The organism is Rathayibacter sp. VKM Ac-2927 (assembly GCF_022815525.1).
GTDB lineage: Bacteria > Actinomycetota > Actinomycetes > Actinomycetales > Microbacteriaceae > Rathayibacter > Rathayibacter festucae.
In genome coordinates, this window is record NZ_JALGRT010000001.1 from 893915 (window position 1) to 910848 (window position 16934).

Genomic DNA, 16934 nt, shown 5'->3' on the forward strand with positions numbered 1-16934 from the left:
GATGAGCACCCCCACCGCACTGTCCGACGGAAACGTCCCCACCGCCCCCCGGGTCGAGACCTCCCCCCGGGTCCAGGCCTCCCCCCGCGTGATCCGCACCCGCCCCCGCGGCGAGGGCAACACGAACCCGACGACCGAGTACTCCGGTCTGCTGAGCACCGTGCGCGACGCCGGGCTCCTCCGCCGCCGCCGCGGCTTCTACTACATCCTCTTCTCCGTGCTGACGCTCGCCCTCGGCGGCATCGTCACCGGCTTCGTCCTGCTGGGCGACTCCTGGTTCCAGCTGCTGCTCGCCGCCGCGCTGGGCATCGTCCTCACCCAGTTCGCCTTCCTCGCGCACGAGGCCTCGCACCGCCAGGTGTTCGAGTCCGGCAAGGCCAACGACGTCGCCGGCCGCACGCTCGCGAACCTCGTCGTCGGCATCAGCTACTCCTGGTGGATGAACAAGCACAGCCGCCACCACGCCAACCCGAACGTGCTCGGCAAGGACCCGGACATCGTCCGCGATGTCGTGTCGTTCACTCCGGAGGACGCGGCCCGCTCGCGCGGCGCCTACGCCTGGCTCACCCGCCGCCAGGGCTACGCCTTCTTCCCGCTGCTGCTGCTCGAGGGCATCAACCTGCACCTGCACGGCTTCCGGACCGTGTTCGGCAAGGGCAAGGTCGACAAGCGCTGGGTCGAGATCTCGATGCTCGTCGCCCGCGTCGGCCTGTACCTCGCCGTCGTCTTCTGGGCGCTGCCGCTCGGCATGGCCTTCGCCTTCGTCGGTGTGCAGATGGCCGTCTTCGGCCTCTACATGGGCGCCTCGTTCGCCCCGAACCACAAGGGCATGCCGATCCTGCCCAAGGAGGCGCGCGTCGACTTCCTGCGCCGCCAGGTCCTCACCTCGCGCAGCATCCGCGGCAACTGGTTCAACGACTACTTCATGGGCGGCCTGAACTACCAGGTCGAGCACCACCTCTTCCCGAACATGCCCCGCCCCGCCCTGCGCGAGGCCCAGGTCATCGCCAAGGAGTACTGCGCGACGCACCAGATCCCCTACACCGAGACCTCGCTGCTCGAGTCGTACGGCATCGTCGTCCGCTACCTCAACCGCGTGGGCCTCTCGGCCGGCGGCGACCCGTTCGACTGCCCCGCCGCGGGCGCCTACGGGCGCTGAGCCGCCGCTCCGCACCGCAGGAACGACGAAGGCCCTCCCCTCCGAGAAGGAGGAGGAGGGCCTTCGCCGTTCCGCGCGTCAGTTCGCGGAGCAGAGGATGAGCGTGCTCGACACGTTCGCCGCCGTCTTCGAGCCGGTCCCGCTGTAGCCGGAGGGCAGCGTCGAGACGGCGTTCAGCTGGAAGGCGACACTGATCGAGAGCGTCGTGCGAACGGCGATGGTCGCTCCCGCTGCCAGCGGGGCGGTCAGGGTGATCTGACGGGACGTGTTGCTCAGCACGGCCACGGAGGCCGAGCCTCCCGTGACCGAGAAGACGCCGATGTTGGCGACCCCGGAGCCGGTGATGATGATCGTCGTGCCGGTCGGCAGCGGCTCCGTGGGGCCCGCCTGCAGCAGGAAGCCGGGGCCGAGCAGACCGAGGGTGCCGCAGGTGCCGCGGAGCGCGTACGCGCCGAGATCGACGATCGACGCCGCAGCGGACGGGGTGGCGACGGCGACGGCGACGACCGGCACGGTCCACGCGGCGGCGGCGGTGACGGAGCGGCGGGTGACCAGGCGGTCGGAATCGGGGCGGGGCGAGGAGTCGTGGGTCACGGTGTGGCCTTCCGGTCGAGGTGCGCGGGCTGCGGCGCCACACCGGCGACGGTGACGGGTGGTCCGGCTCGATGCTCGCGAGAAGCGCAGGACGGCGCCAGCGCGCGGAGCCTGTCCCCCGTCAGTGGGACGGCGTCCGGTCGACAGCCGCTTCCGGGCGAGACGCAAGGGGCTTCCGGGCGCGGAGGAGGCGTCCTAGCGTTGCCCCATGAGCAGCTCCGAGAACGACATCGAGACCACCCCCGTCGACCCCGAGGAGACCACCGGCAGCGCCGGCACCGGGAACCCCGCCGGCCTCGACGAGGTTGGCAGCCCGTCCCCCGATGGACCCGACGGCGTCGACGCCGCGGGCGAGGAGCAGAACCCGCCCCTGCCCGACTGGGGACCCACCGACGGCGTCCACGGCACCGACGCGGAGACCGCCGAAGGCACCGACGCGTCGGGCACCGCCGGGCACTGACCGCCCCTCCGCAGGGCCCTCGCACCTCCCCTCCGGCACCGCGCCGGCCGGGAAGCGCGGGGGCCCTGCGCCGTCCCTCCGTGTTCGCCGGAACGTCGCCGGAGGCCCCCGCCGGCGGCCCTACACTGGCGCAATGCAGCCGAACGAACGCGCTCTCCGCGTGATCTCCTACAACCTCCGGGAGCACCGGGCGCACGGCGAGATCGCCCCTCTCGCCGCCCGGCACGACGTCGACGTCCTCTGCCTCCAGGAGTGCGACACCACGAAGCTCCCCCAGGAGCTCGGCGATCTGCGGCTCGCCTCGGTGACCGCGCGCAACCGCCTCGGGCTCGCCGTCTACTACTCGCACGCCCGCTTCGAGCTCCTCGGCAGCGCCGCGTTCGAGCTCAGCAAGTCGATGCACGACCGGGTGATGTCCCCCGCTCACGAGCGTCTGCTCGCCGTCCGGCTCGAGGACCGCGAGGGCGGATCGATCGCCGTCTCGTCCTTCCACGCAGCTCCGCTCTCGGCCGGCAACGCGCTGCGCCGGAAGCAGATCGGCGAGGCGCTCGACCGCCTCCGCGACTACGCCCCGGACACCCCGTCGCTGATGGTCGGCGACTACAACTACCCCTGGTTCTTCCGCGGACTCGACCGCAAGATGACGCGGAACGGCTACCTCGTGTCGCGCAGTGATTCCCCGACCTACGCGCGCTACCGCTACTTCAGCGGGCACTTCGACTTCGCGATCAGCGACTCGGTGCGGATCGAGCGGGTCTCGACCCTGCCGCAGGGCGTCTCCGACCACCTCCCGGTGCTGGTCGACGCGCACTACGACGTGCGCGCCGCATGAGCGGCCGGGTTCCCCGCTGCGGTCGGGCTCCCAGGGGCCGCCTCGGTAGGCTCGTCGAGTGACGACCCTGATCCTCGCCCGGCACGGAGAGACCGTCTGGCACGCCGAGAACCGCTACGCGGGCTCCTCCGACATCGCGCTGACCACGCTCGGCCAGGACCAGGCGGCGACGCTCGCCTCCTGGGCCGTCGACGCCGAGCTCGACGCGGTGTACTCCTCCACCCTCGTCCGCGCCGTGCGCACCGCCGTGCCCGCCGCCCGGGCCGCCCACCTCGAGGTCCAGCTCGACCCGGCCCTCGTCGAGGTCGACTTCGGCCAGGGCGAGGGGCTGACGAACGCCGAGATGGAGAAGCGCTTCCCCGACGAGTACCGCGCCTGGGTCGCCGCGCCCGCGATCCAGCCGATGCCCGGCGGCGAGTCCGGCCTCGACGCCGTCGCCCGCGCCAACACGGCGCTCGCCCGCATCCACCGCGACCACCCGGACGGCCGCGTGCTCGTCGTCGCGCACGGCACCCTCATCCGGCTGCTGCTCTGCGCCTACCTCGGCATCAATCCCGAGACCTACCGGCACACCTTCCCGTCGGTCGACAACGTCTCGCTGACGACCCTGCTCTGGGACGAGACCGGCGTCGGCCTGCTCGGCTACAACGTCCCTCCCGTGCAGAAGCAGCGGCGCTCGAGCTGAACGCCGTCCCGCCCGCCCGGGCGAGCGCGGGGTCGATCGGACTCGTGCTCGGCTCGATCGCGAGCGTGCAGCTCGGCGCGTCCTTCGCCGTCCTGCTCTTCCCCGCCGCCGGGCCGATCGGCACGGTGACCCTCCGCCTGGTCTTCTCCGCGCTGGTGCTGCTCGTCGTCTGCCGGCCGCGGATCCGCGGCTACTCGCGCTCGGACTGGGCCACGGTCGGTGCCTACGGCCTCGCCCTCGGCGGGATGAACGCCTGCTACTACGAGGCGATCGCCCGGATCCCGCAGGGCGCGGCGGTGACGCTCGAGGTGCTCGGTCCGCTGGTGCTGTCGGTGATCGCCGGGCGGAGCCTCGTCAGCCTGCTCTGGGCGGCCCTCGCCCTCGGCGGCGTGGTCGTGCTCTCGCAGGGCGGCTTCTCCTCGCTCGATCCCGTCGGCGTCGCCTTCGCGCTCGGCGCGGCGGCGCTCTGGGCCACCTACATCGTCTTCGCCGGGCGCACCGGCGGGCGCTTCCCGCGGCTCGACGGCCTCGCGCTCGCGCTGACCGCCGGCGCGATCGTGTCCCTGCCGTTCGGCATCGCCACGGCCGGGCCCGCGCTCGTGCTGCCGCCGGTGCTGCTGCTCGGACTCGCGGTCGCCGTGCTGTCGTCGGCACTGCCCTACGCACTGGAGCTGCTGGCGCTGCGGCGCCTGCGCTCGTCGACCTTCTCGATCCTGATGGCGCTGGCGCCCGGCGCTGCGGCGCTCTCGGGATTCCTGGTGCTGGGCCAGCGGCTGACTGCGATCGAGGCGGTCGGCATCGCCCTCGTCGTGGCGGCGAGCGTCGGCGCGGTGCGCACCGCCCGTCGGACCTGAGCCGCACGTCTCGCTGCCGTCGCGGAACGACGGGAGGCGGAGGCCAGGCCGGGGCGCGGGAGCCGCCCTTTCGGGTCGGGCGGCCGATCGGACCAGGTCACCGTACGCGTCGTGTCCCCGGCCTGGTCTGCCTCCGACCGTACTGAGCGCCGCCCGTCCCGCCAAGCTGTCGCGAACGGTGTGGCCACAACGGGGGGGGGATCGGCGGACCCGGGGTCTCGATACGCCGCTGCGCGGCTACTCGATCAGCATGGGGCCGCCCGCTGCGCGGGCTGCTCGTTCAGCATGCAGCGGGCCAACTCTTTTGTTAGGCTAACTATGTGACTCCTGCCGACATCGATCTCCCCGCCCTCGCCGGCGAGACGCGCATCGCCGTCGGCCGGCTCGGCCGCCGCCTGCGCCAGGAGAAGGCGGAGCACGAGCTGAGCGACGCGCAGTTCGGCGTCCTCGCCCTCCTGCACCGGGAGGGACCGCGGACCCTCGGCGAGCTCGCCGAGGCGGAGCGCGTCCGTCCGCCCTCGATGACCCGCACCGTCGGCTGCCTCGCCGACGACGGACTCGTCGAGCGCCTCGCCGATCCGGCCGACGGCCGCGTCACCCGCATCCGCGCGACCGCACGCGGCTCCGAGCTGGTCCTCGACGTCCGGCGCAGCCGCGACGCCTGGCTCATCGCCCGCCTCAGCGAGCTCGACCCCGACCAGCGCCGGCTGCTGCACGACGCCGCCGCGCTCCTGCGCGAGGTGGCGGACCGATGAGCGCGATGTTCCGCTCGCTCGCGGTGCCGAACTACCGCATCTGGTTCGCCGGTGCGATGGTCTCCAACATCGGCACCTGGATGCAGCGCACGGCCCAGGACTGGATCGTCATCAACGATCTGACCGACCACGACGCGACCGCGCTCGGCGTGACGATGGCGCTGCAGTTCGGCCCGCAGCTGCTGATGGTCCCCTTCTCCGGCTTCATCGCCGACCGCTTCGACCGCCGGAAGCTCCTGATGGCGACGCAGGCCGCGATGGCCGTCCTCGGCCTCGCGCTCGGCCTGATCGTCGTGACCGGGATCGTCCAGCTCTGGATGGTCTACGTCTTCGCGCTGCTCCTGGGCTTCGCCGCCGCGATCGATGCTCCGGTGCGCCAGACCTTCGTCTCCGCGCTGGTCGAGGAGCGCGACCTCTCCAACGCGGTGTCGCTGAACTCGGCCTCCTTCAACTCCGCGCGGATGATCGGCCCGGCCCTCGCGGGCGTGCTGATCGCGGCCGTCGGCTCCGGCTGGGTCTTCCTCCTCAATGCGGCGAGCTTCATCGCGGTGCTGGTCTCGCTGCGCTTCCTGCACCGGGAGCAGCTGCGCTCCGCCCCGCGCGCGACCCGCGGCCCCGGCGCGCTGCTCGAGGGCTTCCGCTACGTCTCCCGGCGGCCGGACATCCTGGTCGTGCTCTCGATCGTCTTCCTGATCGGCACCTTCGGCCTCAACTTCCCGATCTTCGCCTCGACGATGGCGACGGTCGAGTTCGACATGGGCGCGAGCGAGTTCGGCCTGCTCTCCTCCGCCATCGCCGTCGGCTCGGTGGTCGGCGCCCTGCTCTCGGCCCGTCGCGACCGCCCGCGACTGCGCCTGATCGTCGGCGCCGCCGCGGCCTTCGGTGTCGCGCTCGCCCTCGCCGGCCTGATGCCGACCGTCTGGGCCTTCGCGATCCTGCTGCCCTTCGTCGGCATCGCCGCGCAGACACTGATGACCTCGGCCAACGGCTACGTGCAGCTCTCGACCACGCCGGAGATGCGCGGCCGGGTGATGGCGCTCTACATGGCGATCTTCATGGGCGGCACCCCGATCGGCGCCCCGCTGATCGGCTGGGTCGCGAACGCCTACGGCCCGCGCTGGGCGATGCTGGTCGGCGCCGCCTCCGGAGCGCTCGCCGCCGGCGTCGGCCTCGGCTGGTACCTGCGCACCCGCCGCCGCGCCCGCGCCGGCGAGCCCGCCGCCCAGGAAGAGGTCGCCCTGGTGACGACCCCGGCCCTCACGCCTCGCGCGTGATCTCCACCCGGACGAACAGCTTCGAGGAGTGCGGGCCGGCGTAGACGCCGCGGAGCGGAGCGATGTCGTTGTAGTCGCGGCCGCGGCCGACGATCACGTGGCGGTCGCCGATGTCGATCAGGTTGGTCGGGTCGTAGCCGCGCCAGGCGCCGCCGCAGAACCACTCGACCCAGGCGTGCGACTCGCCGACGACCGTCTCGCCGATCGCCGCGTTCGGCTTGGGGTGCAGGTAGCCGGACACGTAGCGCGCAGGGATGCCCGTCGAGCGCAGCGCGCCCAGGACGATGTGGGTGATGTCCTGGCAGACGCCCTCGCGGGCGGTCCACGACTCGGTCGCCGTCGAGTGCACGCCGGTGACGCCCTGGCGGTAGGTCATCTCGCGGCCGATCGTCTCGGCGATCGACAGGGCCGCATCGCACGGGCCCTCCGCGGCGTCGGCCAGCCGGCGGGCCAGCTCGACGAGGTCCTCCGGCGGAGCGGTGCGGTTGGTCTGCTTGAGCTGCTCCACGTACTCGGTGAGCGTCTCGACCTGGTCCGCGAGCTGCTCCCAGCCGACCGGGTGGTCGGGGTGCGCCTTCGGCCGGATCTCGACGAGCGAGGTCGCCGTGAGCGAGAGCTCCTGGTGCGGGTCGAGCACGTCGAACGACGAGACCCGGGTGCCCCAGTAGTCGGTGTAGGTGTGCGCGGAGGTGACCGGGCGGATGACGAGGTTCGAGGAGAGCACGAGCTGCCCGTCCGAGGAGGCGGGGAGCATCCTCGCCTCGTTGTAGGAGGCGACGACGTCGCCCCGGTAGGTGAACCCCGTCGTGTGCGTGATGCGCAGCCTGCTCACAGCGCCTCCCCGATCCAGCTCGGCATGACATTGGTGGGGAAGTAGCGCTGGCGGATCGCCTCGGAGGCCGACGAGGTCGCCTCCTGCACGCTGTCCATGTGCCGGGGCAGGTCCTCGAGGATCTCGGCGATCGGCCGGTACTCCAGCTCGCTGCGGATCTGGCCGAGCACCCGCTGGGCGTCGCCGGTGTGCCCGACGCGACCGGTGCGCGGCTCGATGTCGCGCATGCACATCTCGGCTCGCGAGACCGAGAAGAGGATCGAGCGCGGGAAGAGGCGGTCGAGCAGCAGGAACTCCGCTGCGTTGCGCGCGCTCGGCACACCGCGGTAGGTGCGGAGGTACGCCTCGTACGCCCCGCAGGAGCGCAGGATCGTCGTCCAGGACGGGCCGCTCGCCTCGGTCAGCGACCGCGTGGCCAGCAGGCGGGCCGTCATGTCGGCGCGCTCGATCGAGCGGCCGAGGGTGAAGAACTGCCAGGCCTCGTCGCGCGAGGTGGCCGACTCGATGATGCCGACGGCGAGCGCCGAGCGCTCGCGCACCCACCCGAAGAACTCCGACACCCGCTCCCCCGTGACCCGGCGGGGCATCCGGGTGCGCGTGGTGTTCAGGCACTCCCACAGCTCGGTCGAGACGATCTCGCGGGCGCGGCGGGCGTTCTCGCGGGCGGCGCCGAGCGAGTAGGCGATCGAGGCGGGGTTGGTGCGGTCGATCGCGAGGATGGTCAGCACGTCGGCGCGGGTGACCTCCTTCATGTCGTCCGGGGCGGTGGACCCCATCACCGACAGCAGCGAGCGGCAGGCGGTGTCCTCGTCGATCCACGGGTCCTCGAGCAGGAGCTGCAGGTGGACGTCGAGGATGCGGGCGGTGCCGTCGGACCGCTCGATGTAGCGGCCGATCCAGAACAGCGACTCGGCGATCCGGGAGAGCATCAGGCGTCCTCCCCCGCGGCGAGCGTCTGCTGCTGCTGCTGGTCCTGGTCGTGGTTGGCCGCGTCCTGCGGCGACTGGTCGGGTGTGTGGTTCAGCGGGTAGACGATCGGGATCGAGCTGGTCACGGCCGCCTGGTCCTCGACGAGCCCGGAGATGTCGTGGGCGTCCGCCTCGGTGAGCGGCGCGCCCTCGAGGCCGACGACCCAGGTGTCCTTCGAGCCGCCGCCCTGCGACGAGTTGACGACGAGCTGGCCCTCGGGCAGCGCGACCCGGGTCAGACCGCCGGGCAGCACCCAGATGTCCTTGCCGTCGTTGACCGCGAAGGGACGGAGGTCCGCGTGCCGGGGCCGCATCCCGTCGTCGACCAGGGTCGGGATCGTCGAGAGCTGCACCACCGGCTGAGCGATCCAGCCGCGCGGGTCGGCCTGCAGCCGGGAGCGCAGCTCGGCCAGCTCCTTCGCCGAGGCGGCCGGTCCGACGACGAGGCCCTTGCCGCCGGAGCCGTCGACCGGCTTCACGACGAGCTCGTCGAGGCGGTCGAGCACCTCCTCGAGCGCGCCCGGATCCTCCAGGCGCCAGGTGTCGACGTTCTTGATCACCGGCTCCTCCGAGAGGTAGTAGCGGATCAGGTCGGGCAGGTAGGTGTAGACGAGCTTGTCGTCGGCGACGCCGTTGCCGACCGCGTTCGCGATCGTGACGTTGCCGAGACGCGCGGCGAGCATCAGTCCGGGCGAGCCGAGCATCGAGTCGGCGCGGAACTGCAGCGGATCGAGGAACTCGTCGTCGACGCGGCGGTAGATCACGTCGACGCGGGTGGGCCCGGAGGTCGTGCGCATGAACACCTTGCCGCCGGTGCAGAAGAGGTCGCGGCCCTCGACCAGCTCGACGCCCATCAGGCGGGCGAGCAGGGTGTGCTCGAAGTAGGCCGAGTTGTAGACGCCCGGCGTGAGCACGACGACGGTGGGGTCGTCGACACCCTCCGGCGCGGAGGCGCGCAGGGCCTGGAGCAGGCGGTTGGGGTAGTCGCCGACCGGGCGCACCCGCATCGAGACGAACAGCTCGGGCAGCGTCTGCGCCATCACCCGGCGGTTCGAGATGACGTAGGAGACGCCGGAGGGCACGCGGACGTTGTCCTCGAGGACCCGCCAGTCGCCGACCTCGTCGCGGATCAGGTCGATGCCGGACACCTGGATCCGCACGCCGTTGGCCGGCTCGATCCCGGCGGCCTGGCGGTGGAAGTGGCTGGAGCTGGAGAGCAGGGCGGCGGGGATCACGCCGTCCTTCACCGCGTTCTGCGGGCCGTAGACGTCGGCGAGGAAGGCCTCGAGCGCGCGGACGCGCTGCTTGATGCCGCTCTGCACCTCGTTCCATTCGGCGCTCTCGATCACGCGCGGGACGGCGTCGAGCGGGAAGGGCCGCTCCTCGCCCGCGAAGTCGAAGGTCACGCCCTGTGCGAGGTAGGAGGAGGCGAGCGCATCGGTGCGACCGCGCAGCTCCTCCTGCGTCATCCGCGCGAGCGAGGAGTAGATGTCGCGGTACGAGTCGCGGACGCCGGCGGGGCCGCTCGTCGCCGCGACATCGGCGAACATCTCGTCCCAGGGTGGGGCGCCCGTGCGGGGCCGCTCGACCTTCTGGGACCCGTATCCGTCGAAGAGGTCACCCATGGCACGACTCTAGTGCGGGGCAGATTGCGGGGATGTTTCGGGCGGCCGGAGGGCGAGGAGACCGCCCGTCACTCGATCGTGAGCGCCCGCGAGATCCGGTCGGCGTCGAAGGCACGGGCCATCCTCCGCCGCTCTCCGACGGGGAGGCCGAGCTCGATCGCGACGGCCTCCCACTCCCGCACCTGCTCGGCGGTCTTGCGCACGATCCGCGCGGCGTCGGAGCGGGTGAGCCGGTAGGCGTCGGCCGTCGCCAGGAGCTCGCCGAGGTCGCGGTGGCGGGGGTCGTCGCGGTCGCTGATCGGCCGCGAGTGCACGACTCCGGTGCTCGTGCTCGCGTTCACGTCGAAGAGCGGGGCGAGACGCCAGCCTCCGTCCTGCCGGAGGAAGCCGTGGTTGCGCCAGTGGTCGTCGACGTTGTTCACGAGGACCGTCAGAGCGATCCGGGTGAACATCTCCCGCAGATCCGTGCGCGGATCGGCGCTGAGGTCCGCCAGCACGTCCGAGAACTGCTCGTACGAGTAGCGGCCGAGATCGTTCGCGCCGATCTCCAGGGCGGAGGCGGCCGAGAGGTAGGCGCGACGACCGCCCGCGGCCGTGCGGTCGAACCGGTCGAGCAGCAGCACGCTCTTCTCCGCCGAGGCGCGCAGCAGCGTCCACGGGGGAGTCCGCAGGCCGATCCGCTCGGCCAGGACGAGCACCACCGCCTCCCAGCGCTCGACGTCGAGCCCCTCGTCCTTCGAGTGCGGGAGCTTCGCGAGAGCGAGGCGGCCGTCGGCGCGGAGGACGTTCGCCTTGGGGCGAGCTCCGCCGGGCGACGTCGCGATCCCGGAGAGGTAGGCGACGTCCTCCTCGGAGGCGTCGTCCGCCTCGTAGCGCGCCGCCACGCGCAGGATCCGCTCGATCTCGTGGACGTTCGCCACCCCGGTGTCCGAGGAGGACCACTCCTCCGCGCCGGGTGGCCGGAAGCGGAGCGCGCCCATCCGGGCGGCGTCGGAGACGCCCAGCAGGTGATCCCAGGCCCCCCGCAAGGCAGGTGCAGCCGGATCCCGCCGTCGGAGAGCGCCGTGATTCGCCTCGATCAGACGGCGACCCCATTCGTCCGGCGAGGCGTCCTCGAACGCACCGGGGAGCGCGTGCGACTCGGGCGTCCAGATCCTGCCGCTGACGAGGGGCAGATCGGGCGAGATCGCGAAGGCGCCGTGCGAGGACAGGTAGTCGGAGTCGTACTGGAAGGACGACGAGGCGAGGATGCGCCCCGCGAACGACGGGTGGAGGGTGCCGACCCGCACGAGTCCCCGCGATTCGTCGTCGAGGTGGACCTCGACGGGCCCGGCGGTCACAGGGAGCCGCCCGCGCCGAGGATCGCGTCGATGCGGGCCCGTGCCGTCTCGCTGCGGTAGGGGTCGGTCGCCTGGACGAGGGAGTCCGCGATGCCGAGCGCCCCGAGGACCGCGACGACCGAGTCGAGGCGGGCCGAGCCGTCTCCGGCTTCGAGGCGGCGCAGCGTCTCGCGGGTGACGCCCGCCCGCTCGGCGAGCGAGGACGCGGTCATCCCGTTCACGGCTCGCCAGCGCCGGATGTTGGCGCCGATCTCGGCCAGCTGGAGGGAGCGGCGAGGCGATCGTCGTGCGACCATGCGAAGACTCCTGAACTCTGTAGGTTGCAGACTAGCGCTGGATGGCAGGTTCAGCGTTCAGCGCGCTTCCTCCGCTCCCCCGGCCGAATCTGCGGGAATATCCCCGGCCGCACGTGGTTGGATGAGGATGTACATGCGAACGCATGAATCAGGTCTCGCCAGGACGGGGCCACGGAGAGAAGGAGCGCCCGATGCAGTTCGGCATCTTCACGGTCAGCGACATCACGACCGACCCCACGACCGGCCGCACCCCGACCGAGTCCGAGAAGATCGCGGCCACCGTCGCGATCGCCCAGAAGGCGGAGGAGATCGGCCTCGACGTCTTCGCGCTCGGCGAGCACCACAACCCGCCGTTCTGGTCCTCCTCCCCCACGACGACGCTCGCCTACATCGCCGCCAAGACCGAGCGGCTCCAGCTCAGCACCGCGATGGCGCTGATCACCACGAACGACCCGGTGAAGCTCGCCGAGGACTACGCGATGCTCCAGCACCTCGCCGGCGGCCGCGTCGACCTGATGCTCGGCCGCGGCAACACCGGCCCGGTCTACCCGTGGTTCGGCAAGGACATCCGCCGCGGCATCGAGCTGACGATCGAGAACTACGACCTGCTGCACCGGCTGTGGACCGAGGAGTTCGTCGACTGGGAGGGCCAGTTCCGCACGCCGCTCCAGGGCTTCCAGTCGACTCCGCGCCCGCTCGACGGCGTCGCCCCCTTCGTCTGGCACGGCTCGATCCGCTCCCCGCAGATCGCCGAGCAGGCCGCGTACTACGGCGACGGCTTCTTCGCGAACCACATCTTCTGGCCCGCCTCGCACACCGCCAAGATGGTGCAGCTCTACCGCCAGCGCTTCGAGCACTACGGCCACGGCAGCGCCGACCAGGCGATCGTCGGACTCGGCGGCCAGATCTTCCTGGCGAAGAACTCGCAGGACGCGGTCTCGCAGTTCCGCCCCTACTTCGACAACGCCCCGGTCTACGGCCACGGCCCCTCGCTCGAGGACTTCACCGAGCAGACCCCGCTCACGGTGGGCTCGCCGCAGGAGATCATCGACCGCACCCTCGGCTTCCGCGAGTACGTCGGCGACTACCAGCGCCAGCTGTTCCTGATGGACCACGCGGGCCTGCCGCTGAAGACCGTCCTCGAGCAGATGGACATGCTCGGCGAGATCCTGCCCGCTCTGCGCGCCGGCTTCGCCGAGGGCCGCCCGGCACACGTGCCGGACGCGCCCACCCACTCCTCGCTCGTCGCCTCCCGCGCCGAGCAGCCCGTCCCCGTCAGCACCGTCCCCGTCAGCGCCTAGGAGGCCCCGCCCATGGACACCCGCAGGATCACCGTCCTCTCGGCCGGCCTCAGCACGCCGTCCTCCACCCGCCTGCTCGCCGACCGCCTGGCCGACGCGGCCGAGGCCTCGCTCACCGAGCAGGGCTTCGCCGTCGAGCGCAGCGTCGTCGAGCTGCGCGACCTCGCGCACGACGTCACGAACAACCTGCTCACCGGCTTCGCGAGCCCGGCGCTGCAGACCGCGCTCGACGCGGTGGCCGGCGCGGACGGCCTGATCGCCGTGACGCCGATCTTCACGACGAGCTACAGCGGGCTCTTCAAGTCGTTCGTCGACGTGCTCGACACCGAGGCGCTGCGCGGGCTGCCCGTCCTGCTCGCGGCGACCGGTGGCTCGCCCCGCCACTCGCTCGCGGTCGACTATGCGATGCGCCCGCTCTTCAGCTACCTGCACGCCGCTCCCCTGTCGACGACGGTCTTCGCCGCGACCGAGGACTGGGGCGGAGCCAACGAGGACGGCCGCGCGCTGCCCTCGCGGATCGAGCGGGCGGGCCGCGAGCTCGCGACCGAGGCGGCGCGCACCTCGCGCGCTCCGGCGGACCCGTGGGCGCTCGACGGCTCGTTCGAGGGGATGCTCGGCCGCCGGAGCTGAGCACCGCTTCTCTCACAGGAGCGCGGATCCGTCCAGTAGCGGCGCACGCCTTTGCCCGCAGCTAGCCTCCCCTCGGAGGGCTCGACGGTGGCCCCCGAGGGGAGGCCATGATGGCTCTGGACACGACTTCGCTCCGCAGGAGCGCCTTCGATCGGGTGACGCTGGACCGCCGCCGCTTCCTCAGCGCCCTGGGCGTCGCCGCCTCGGTCCCGGTGCTCGCGGGCTGCGGCTTCGCGCCGGCCCGCCCGGCGGCGAGCGCCGACAGCGGCACGCTGACCTTCACCACCTGGGGCACGGATGCCGAGCTGGCCGGCTTCCAGCGGGCGATCGACCGCTTCCAGGAGGCGAACCCCGGCTCGACCGTGGCGCTGAACTCGGTGCCGTACGAGCAGATGTTCACCAACATCGACGCGCAGCTGCAGGCGGGGAACCCGCCGGACGTCTTCCGGGTGCCGTACTACACCTTCGGCAGCTACGCCGGTCGAGACCAGCTGCTCGACCTCACCCCGCACCTCGAGGCGGACGTGGCCGACCGCTTCACCGACCCGGCCTGGGCCGCGGTGCAGAGCAACGGCAGCCCGTTCGGCGTGCCGCACCACACCGACACCTCGCTGATCCTCTACAACACGGAGGCGCTCGCCACCGCGGGCATCACCGACTTCCCGGCCTCGCCGGAGGAGGCCTGGACCTGGGAGGAGTTCACCGAGGTGGGCCGCACGCTGCGCGCCTCGCTCCCCGCCGAGCGCTACCCCTTCGCCTACAACTGGCAGGGCAACGGCGTCACCCGCTGGCTGAGCCTGCTCTTCCAGGCCGACGGCCGCTTCCTCACCGAGGACCTGTCCGCCCCGGCCATCGACTCCGACGCGGGTCGCGCGGCGATCGACTTCAGCCGCAGCTTCTTCACCGACGGCCTCGTGCCGCCGAGCAGCTCGATCCAGGCGACGACCTACGCGAGCGACCTCTGGTACTCGCAGACGACCGCGATGACCTTCGGCGGGGCGTTCCTCATCCCGGACGCGGAGTCGACGCTCGACTTCGAGTGGGGCGCGACCTACTCGCCGCGGAACGTGCGCGGCGGCGGCGACTTCGGCGGCAACGCGCTCGTCGCGACCAAGGCGACCGCGAACCCCGAGCTCGCGGCGGCGTTCCTCGCCTTCGTGACCGAGGAGGAGTCGATGCGCGACTTCTGCGCCGGCGCCTCGCTCCTGCCCACCCGCCGCGACCTGACCGAGTCGGGCATCGAGTTCGAGGTGCGCCCCGAGCTCGCCGAGGTCTTCCTCGGCCAGGCGGGCACCGTGCAGGCGTCCGACGCGGCGCAGGTGGCCTCGCCGGACATGGCCGCGATCATCGCGGTGCTGAAGGACCAGCTGGAGCAGGCGTTCGTCGGCGGCCAGAGCACCGAGGACACGATCGCGAAGCTCAGCTCCGGCATCGCCACCGCCGTGCAGTGAGCGGCAGGATCCGGTGACCCGCACCCTCCCCGCGCCCGAGGAGGTGACGGCGCGACCGCGCCGCTCCTCCCGGGCGCCCGCCGCCCGCGAGACCGTCGCCGCCTACGGGTTCCTCGCGCCGAACCTGCTGATGCTGGCGCTGTTCGTCTTCGTGCCGCTGGTCGGCGCGTTCCTGCTCAGCTTCCAGCGCACCAACGGCTTCGGCGACGGCGTCTTCATCGGCCTGGACAACTACGCGCGGCTGCTCAGCGACCCGCTGTTCTGGCGCTCGACCCTCAACACCGCGCTGTTCACGCTGATCGTCACGCCGCTCTCGATGGCGCTCGGGCTGGGCGCCGCGGTGCTGCTGAACTCGGTGCTGCCGGCCCGGCCCGTCTTCCGCTCGATCCTGATCCTGCCGATGGCGGTCTCGGGCGTCGCGACGGCGCTGATGGGCGTGCTGATCTTCGACGAGAACAGCGGCGTGCTCGACGGACTTCTGCAGGCGATCGGACTGCCGCGCATCGCCTGGCAGTCCGGCGGAGCCGCGGCCTTCGCCTCCGTGATCCTCGTCACCCTGTGGTGGCGGGTCGGCTTCAACATGCTGATCTACCTGGCCGGGCTGCAGGGCGTGAACCCCGCGCTCTACGAGGCGGCGCGGCTGGACGGCGCGAACGGCTGGCAGCAGTTCCGGCACGTGACGGTGCCGCTGGTCGGCCCGTCGACGTTCTTCCTGCTCATCCTCAACGTCATCTACTCGTTCCAGGTCTTCGACATCGTCTTCGTCCTCACCGGCGGCGGGCCGCAGAACTCCACCTCGGTGCTGGTGACCTACGCCTACGACACCGGCTTCGTCACCCGCGACCAGGGCTACGCGGCGGCGATCGGCATCGTCCTGCTGATCCTGACGATGATCTTCACCGCCGTGCAGTGGCGCACGAACCGCTCGAGGGACCTCGTCGAATGAACCGCGTCTCCCGCTCGACGACCGCGCTCCGGCTCGTCCTGGCGATCCTCGTCTCCCTCGTCATCCTCTTCCCGCTCTACTGGATGCTCGTCGTCGCGTTCTCCTCGCGCGCCGAGCTGCTCGGCGGCACGCTGCGGCTCTGGCCGCGCGAGTTCACCCTCGCCAACTTCGAGCGCGTCTTCGACTCGTTCCCGGTCGCGACCTGGTTCGGCAACTCGGTCGCGATCAGCCTCACCACCGCGCTGATCACCGTGGCGATCAACCTGCTCGGCGGCTACGCCTTCGCGCAGCTGCGCTTCCGCGGCTCCGGCGTGCTCTTCCTGCTGGCCCTGTCGACGCTGACGCTCCCCGTGCAGGTGATCATGGTGTCGCTCTTCCGGCTCGTCACCGATCTCGGCCTCTACGGCAGCTACTGGGCGGTGATCCTGCCGACGGCGGCCTCGGCCTTCGGGCTGTTCCTCGCGCGGCAGTTCATCCTCGCGATCCCTCGCGACCTGATCGAGGCGGCCCGGATCGACGGGGCCGGCCACTTCCGCGTCTTCACCCGGATCGTGCTCCCGCTCTCGAAGCCGCTGATCGCCGTTCTGTTCTTCATGTCGCTCCTCGGCTCCTGGAACGACTTCGCCTGGCCGCTGATCGCCCTCAAGGAGAACGTCCTCTTCACCCTCCCGATCGGGCTGCTCTATCTGCAGGGCCAGTTCGGCAGCGATTACGGCGGAACGATGGCCTTCGCGCTGGTGAACGTGCTGCCGATGGTCGTGCTCTTCCTGATCTTCCAGCGCTACTTCGTGCAGGGCTTCGCCCGCAGCGGGCTGCGCTGAGCGGTCCCGCTCGGCGCCGGATCGACTGCTTCTATCACGGCCGTATGTCAATCCCGGCTATTGCGCTCCCCGTTGTCGCGGCACCGCGGTACCGTCTACCCAGGTGCTCGT

The 16934-nt window shown here is 71.7% G+C and carries 18 protein-coding genes; 12 read left to right on the plus strand and 6 right to left on the minus strand.

Features of this window, described 5'->3' with window-relative positions:
* The first annotated feature begins 1 nt into the window (after position 1).
* Positions 2 to 1159 carry an acyl-CoA desaturase gene (locus tag MT353_RS04285; protein ID WP_123734962.1) on the plus strand — a complete coding sequence of 386 codons (1158 nt, stop codon included), beginning with the start codon at positions 2 to 4 and terminating at the stop codon, positions 1157 to 1159.
* Positions 1160 to 1237: 78 nt separating this feature from the next.
* Here MT353_RS04285 and MT353_RS04290 read toward each other — a convergent pair whose 3' ends face one another.
* A complete protein-coding gene (locus MT353_RS04290; protein ID WP_243600500.1) occupies positions 1238 to 1753 on the minus strand; it encodes a hypothetical protein in 516 nt (171 codons plus the stop codon).
* A 208-nt stretch (positions 1754 to 1961) separates the two neighbouring features.
* Between MT353_RS04290 and MT353_RS04295 the strand changes: the two genes are divergently transcribed.
* From MT353_RS04295 to MT353_RS04320, 6 genes are all read left to right on the plus strand, one after another.
* Entirely contained in the window at positions 1962 to 2213 is a 252-nt protein-coding gene (locus MT353_RS04295; RefSeq protein ID WP_243600499.1) for a hypothetical protein, read from the plus strand.
* A gap of 133 nt (positions 2214 to 2346) precedes the next feature.
* A complete protein-coding gene (locus tag MT353_RS04300) occupies positions 2347 to 3045 on the plus strand; it encodes an endonuclease/exonuclease/phosphatase family protein (protein ID WP_123444958.1) in 699 nt (232 codons plus the stop codon).
* A 58-nt stretch (positions 3046 to 3103) separates the two neighbouring features.
* Complete coding sequence (locus MT353_RS04305) at positions 3104 to 3730, plus strand: histidine phosphatase family protein (RefSeq protein ID WP_243623668.1); 627 nt, start codon at positions 3104 to 3106, stop codon at positions 3728 to 3730.
* Positions 3731 to 3774: 44 nt separating this feature from the next.
* Entirely contained in the window at positions 3775 to 4584 is an 810-nt protein-coding gene (locus tag MT353_RS04310; RefSeq protein ID WP_243580972.1) for a DMT family transporter, read from the plus strand.
* A gap of 320 nt (positions 4585 to 4904) precedes the next feature.
* A complete protein-coding gene (locus tag MT353_RS04315; RefSeq protein ID WP_243623669.1) occupies positions 4905 to 5339 on the plus strand; it encodes a MarR family winged helix-turn-helix transcriptional regulator in 435 nt (144 codons plus the stop codon).
* A complete protein-coding gene (locus tag MT353_RS04320; protein WP_123701957.1) occupies positions 5336 to 6613 on the plus strand; it encodes an MFS transporter in 1278 nt (425 codons plus the stop codon). Before MT353_RS04315 ends, MT353_RS04320 begins: the two co-directional genes overlap by 4 nt.
* On the opposite strand, the gene MT353_RS04325 is transcribed toward MT353_RS04320, so the two are convergent.
* The 5 genes from MT353_RS04325 to MT353_RS04345 all read right to left on the minus strand — a co-directional run bounded on the left by MT353_RS04325 (position 6597) and on the right by MT353_RS04345 (position 11674).
* On the minus strand, positions 6597 to 7445 hold the full coding sequence (locus MT353_RS04325; RefSeq protein WP_123734958.1) for a transglutaminase family protein: 849 nt from the start codon (positions 7443 to 7445) through the stop codon (positions 6597 to 6599). The genes MT353_RS04320 and MT353_RS04325 overlap by 17 nt on opposite strands.
* Positions 7442 to 8374: an alpha-E domain-containing protein gene (locus tag MT353_RS04330; protein WP_123444951.1), complete on the minus strand. Its 933-nt coding sequence runs from the start codon at positions 8372 to 8374 to the stop codon at positions 7442 to 7444. Before MT353_RS04330 ends, MT353_RS04325 begins: the two co-directional genes overlap by 4 nt.
* Positions 8374 to 10038 carry a circularly permuted type 2 ATP-grasp protein gene (locus tag MT353_RS04335; RefSeq protein ID WP_243623670.1) on the minus strand — a complete coding sequence of 555 codons (1665 nt, stop codon included), beginning with the start codon at positions 10036 to 10038 and terminating at the stop codon, positions 8374 to 8376. Before MT353_RS04335 ends, MT353_RS04330 begins: the two co-directional genes overlap by 1 nt.
* A 68-nt stretch (positions 10039 to 10106) precedes the next feature.
* Entirely contained in the window at positions 10107 to 11378 is a 1272-nt protein-coding gene (locus MT353_RS04340) for a type II toxin-antitoxin system HipA family toxin (protein WP_243623671.1), read from the minus strand.
* Positions 11375 to 11674: a helix-turn-helix domain-containing protein gene (locus MT353_RS04345; protein ID WP_123444948.1), complete on the minus strand. Its 300-nt coding sequence runs from the start codon at positions 11672 to 11674 to the stop codon at positions 11375 to 11377. The genes MT353_RS04340 and MT353_RS04345 overlap by 4 nt, the downstream gene beginning before the upstream one ends.
* Before the next feature lie 191 nt (positions 11675 to 11865).
* On the opposite strand from MT353_RS04345, the gene MT353_RS04350 reads away from it, so the two are divergent.
* The 5 genes from MT353_RS04350 to MT353_RS04370 all read left to right on the plus strand — a co-directional run bounded on the left by MT353_RS04350 (position 11866) and on the right by MT353_RS04370 (position 16823).
* On the plus strand, positions 11866 to 12975 hold the full coding sequence (locus MT353_RS04350; protein WP_243623672.1) for an LLM class flavin-dependent oxidoreductase: 1110 nt from the start codon (positions 11866 to 11868) through the stop codon (positions 12973 to 12975).
* 12 nt (positions 12976 to 12987) lie between these two features.
* On the plus strand, positions 12988 to 13605 hold the full coding sequence (locus MT353_RS04355; RefSeq protein ID WP_243623673.1) for an FMN reductase: 618 nt from the start codon (positions 12988 to 12990) through the stop codon (positions 13603 to 13605).
* Between the two features lie 107 nt (positions 13606 to 13712).
* Positions 13713 to 15056 (plus strand): sugar ABC transporter substrate-binding protein, encoded by a 1344-nt coding sequence (locus MT353_RS04360; RefSeq protein ID WP_243600494.1) that lies wholly within the window; start codon positions 13713 to 13715, stop codon positions 15054 to 15056.
* 13 nt (positions 15057 to 15069) lie between these two features.
* The gene (locus tag MT353_RS04365) at positions 15070 to 16002 is read left to right on the plus strand and encodes a carbohydrate ABC transporter permease (protein ID WP_243623674.1); all 933 of its coding nucleotides are present in this window, start codon (positions 15070 to 15072) and stop codon (positions 16000 to 16002) included.
* Complete coding sequence (locus tag MT353_RS04370) at positions 15999 to 16823, plus strand: carbohydrate ABC transporter permease (RefSeq protein WP_123444945.1); 825 nt, start codon at positions 15999 to 16001, stop codon at positions 16821 to 16823. The genes MT353_RS04365 and MT353_RS04370 overlap by 4 nt, the downstream gene beginning before the upstream one ends.
* The last annotated feature ends 111 nt before the right edge of the window (positions 16824 to 16934 follow it).

What these genes read in the sequence shown, in the direction of transcription:
- MT353_RS04295 (WP_243600499.1), top strand. Translation starts at nt 1,962, where the DNA reads ATGAGCAGCTCCGAGAACGACATCGAGACCACCCCCGTCGACCCCGAG.
- MT353_RS04360 (WP_243600494.1), top strand. Translation starts at nt 13,713, where the DNA reads ATGATGGCTCTGGACACGACTTCGCTCCGCAGGAGCGCCTTCGATCGG.
- MT353_RS04330 (WP_123444951.1), bottom strand. Translation starts at nt 8,374, where the DNA reads ATGCTCTCCCGGATCGCCGAGTCGCTGTTCTGGATCGGCCGCTACATC.
- MT353_RS04350 (WP_243623672.1), top strand. Translation starts at nt 11,866, where the DNA reads ATGCAGTTCGGCATCTTCACGGTCAGCGACATCACGACCGACCCCACG.
- MT353_RS04335 (WP_243623670.1), bottom strand. Translation starts at nt 10,038, where the DNA reads ATGGGTGACCTCTTCGACGGATACGGGTCCCAGAAGGTCGAGCGGCCC.
- MT353_RS04285 (WP_123734962.1), top strand. Translation starts at nt 2, where the DNA reads ATGAGCACCCCCACCGCACTGTCCGACGGAAACGTCCCCACCGCCCCC.
- MT353_RS04320 (WP_123701957.1), top strand. Translation starts at nt 5,336, where the DNA reads ATGAGCGCGATGTTCCGCTCGCTCGCGGTGCCGAACTACCGCATCTGG.
- MT353_RS04345 (WP_123444948.1), bottom strand. Translation starts at nt 11,674, where the DNA reads ATGGTCGCACGACGATCGCCTCGCCGCTCCCTCCAGCTGGCCGAGATC.
- MT353_RS04300 (WP_123444958.1), top strand. Translation starts at nt 2,347, where the DNA reads ATGCAGCCGAACGAACGCGCTCTCCGCGTGATCTCCTACAACCTCCGG.
- MT353_RS04370 (WP_123444945.1), top strand. Translation starts at nt 15,999, where the DNA reads ATGAACCGCGTCTCCCGCTCGACGACCGCGCTCCGGCTCGTCCTGGCG.
- MT353_RS04355 (WP_243623673.1), top strand. Translation starts at nt 12,988, where the DNA reads ATGGACACCCGCAGGATCACCGTCCTCTCGGCCGGCCTCAGCACGCCG.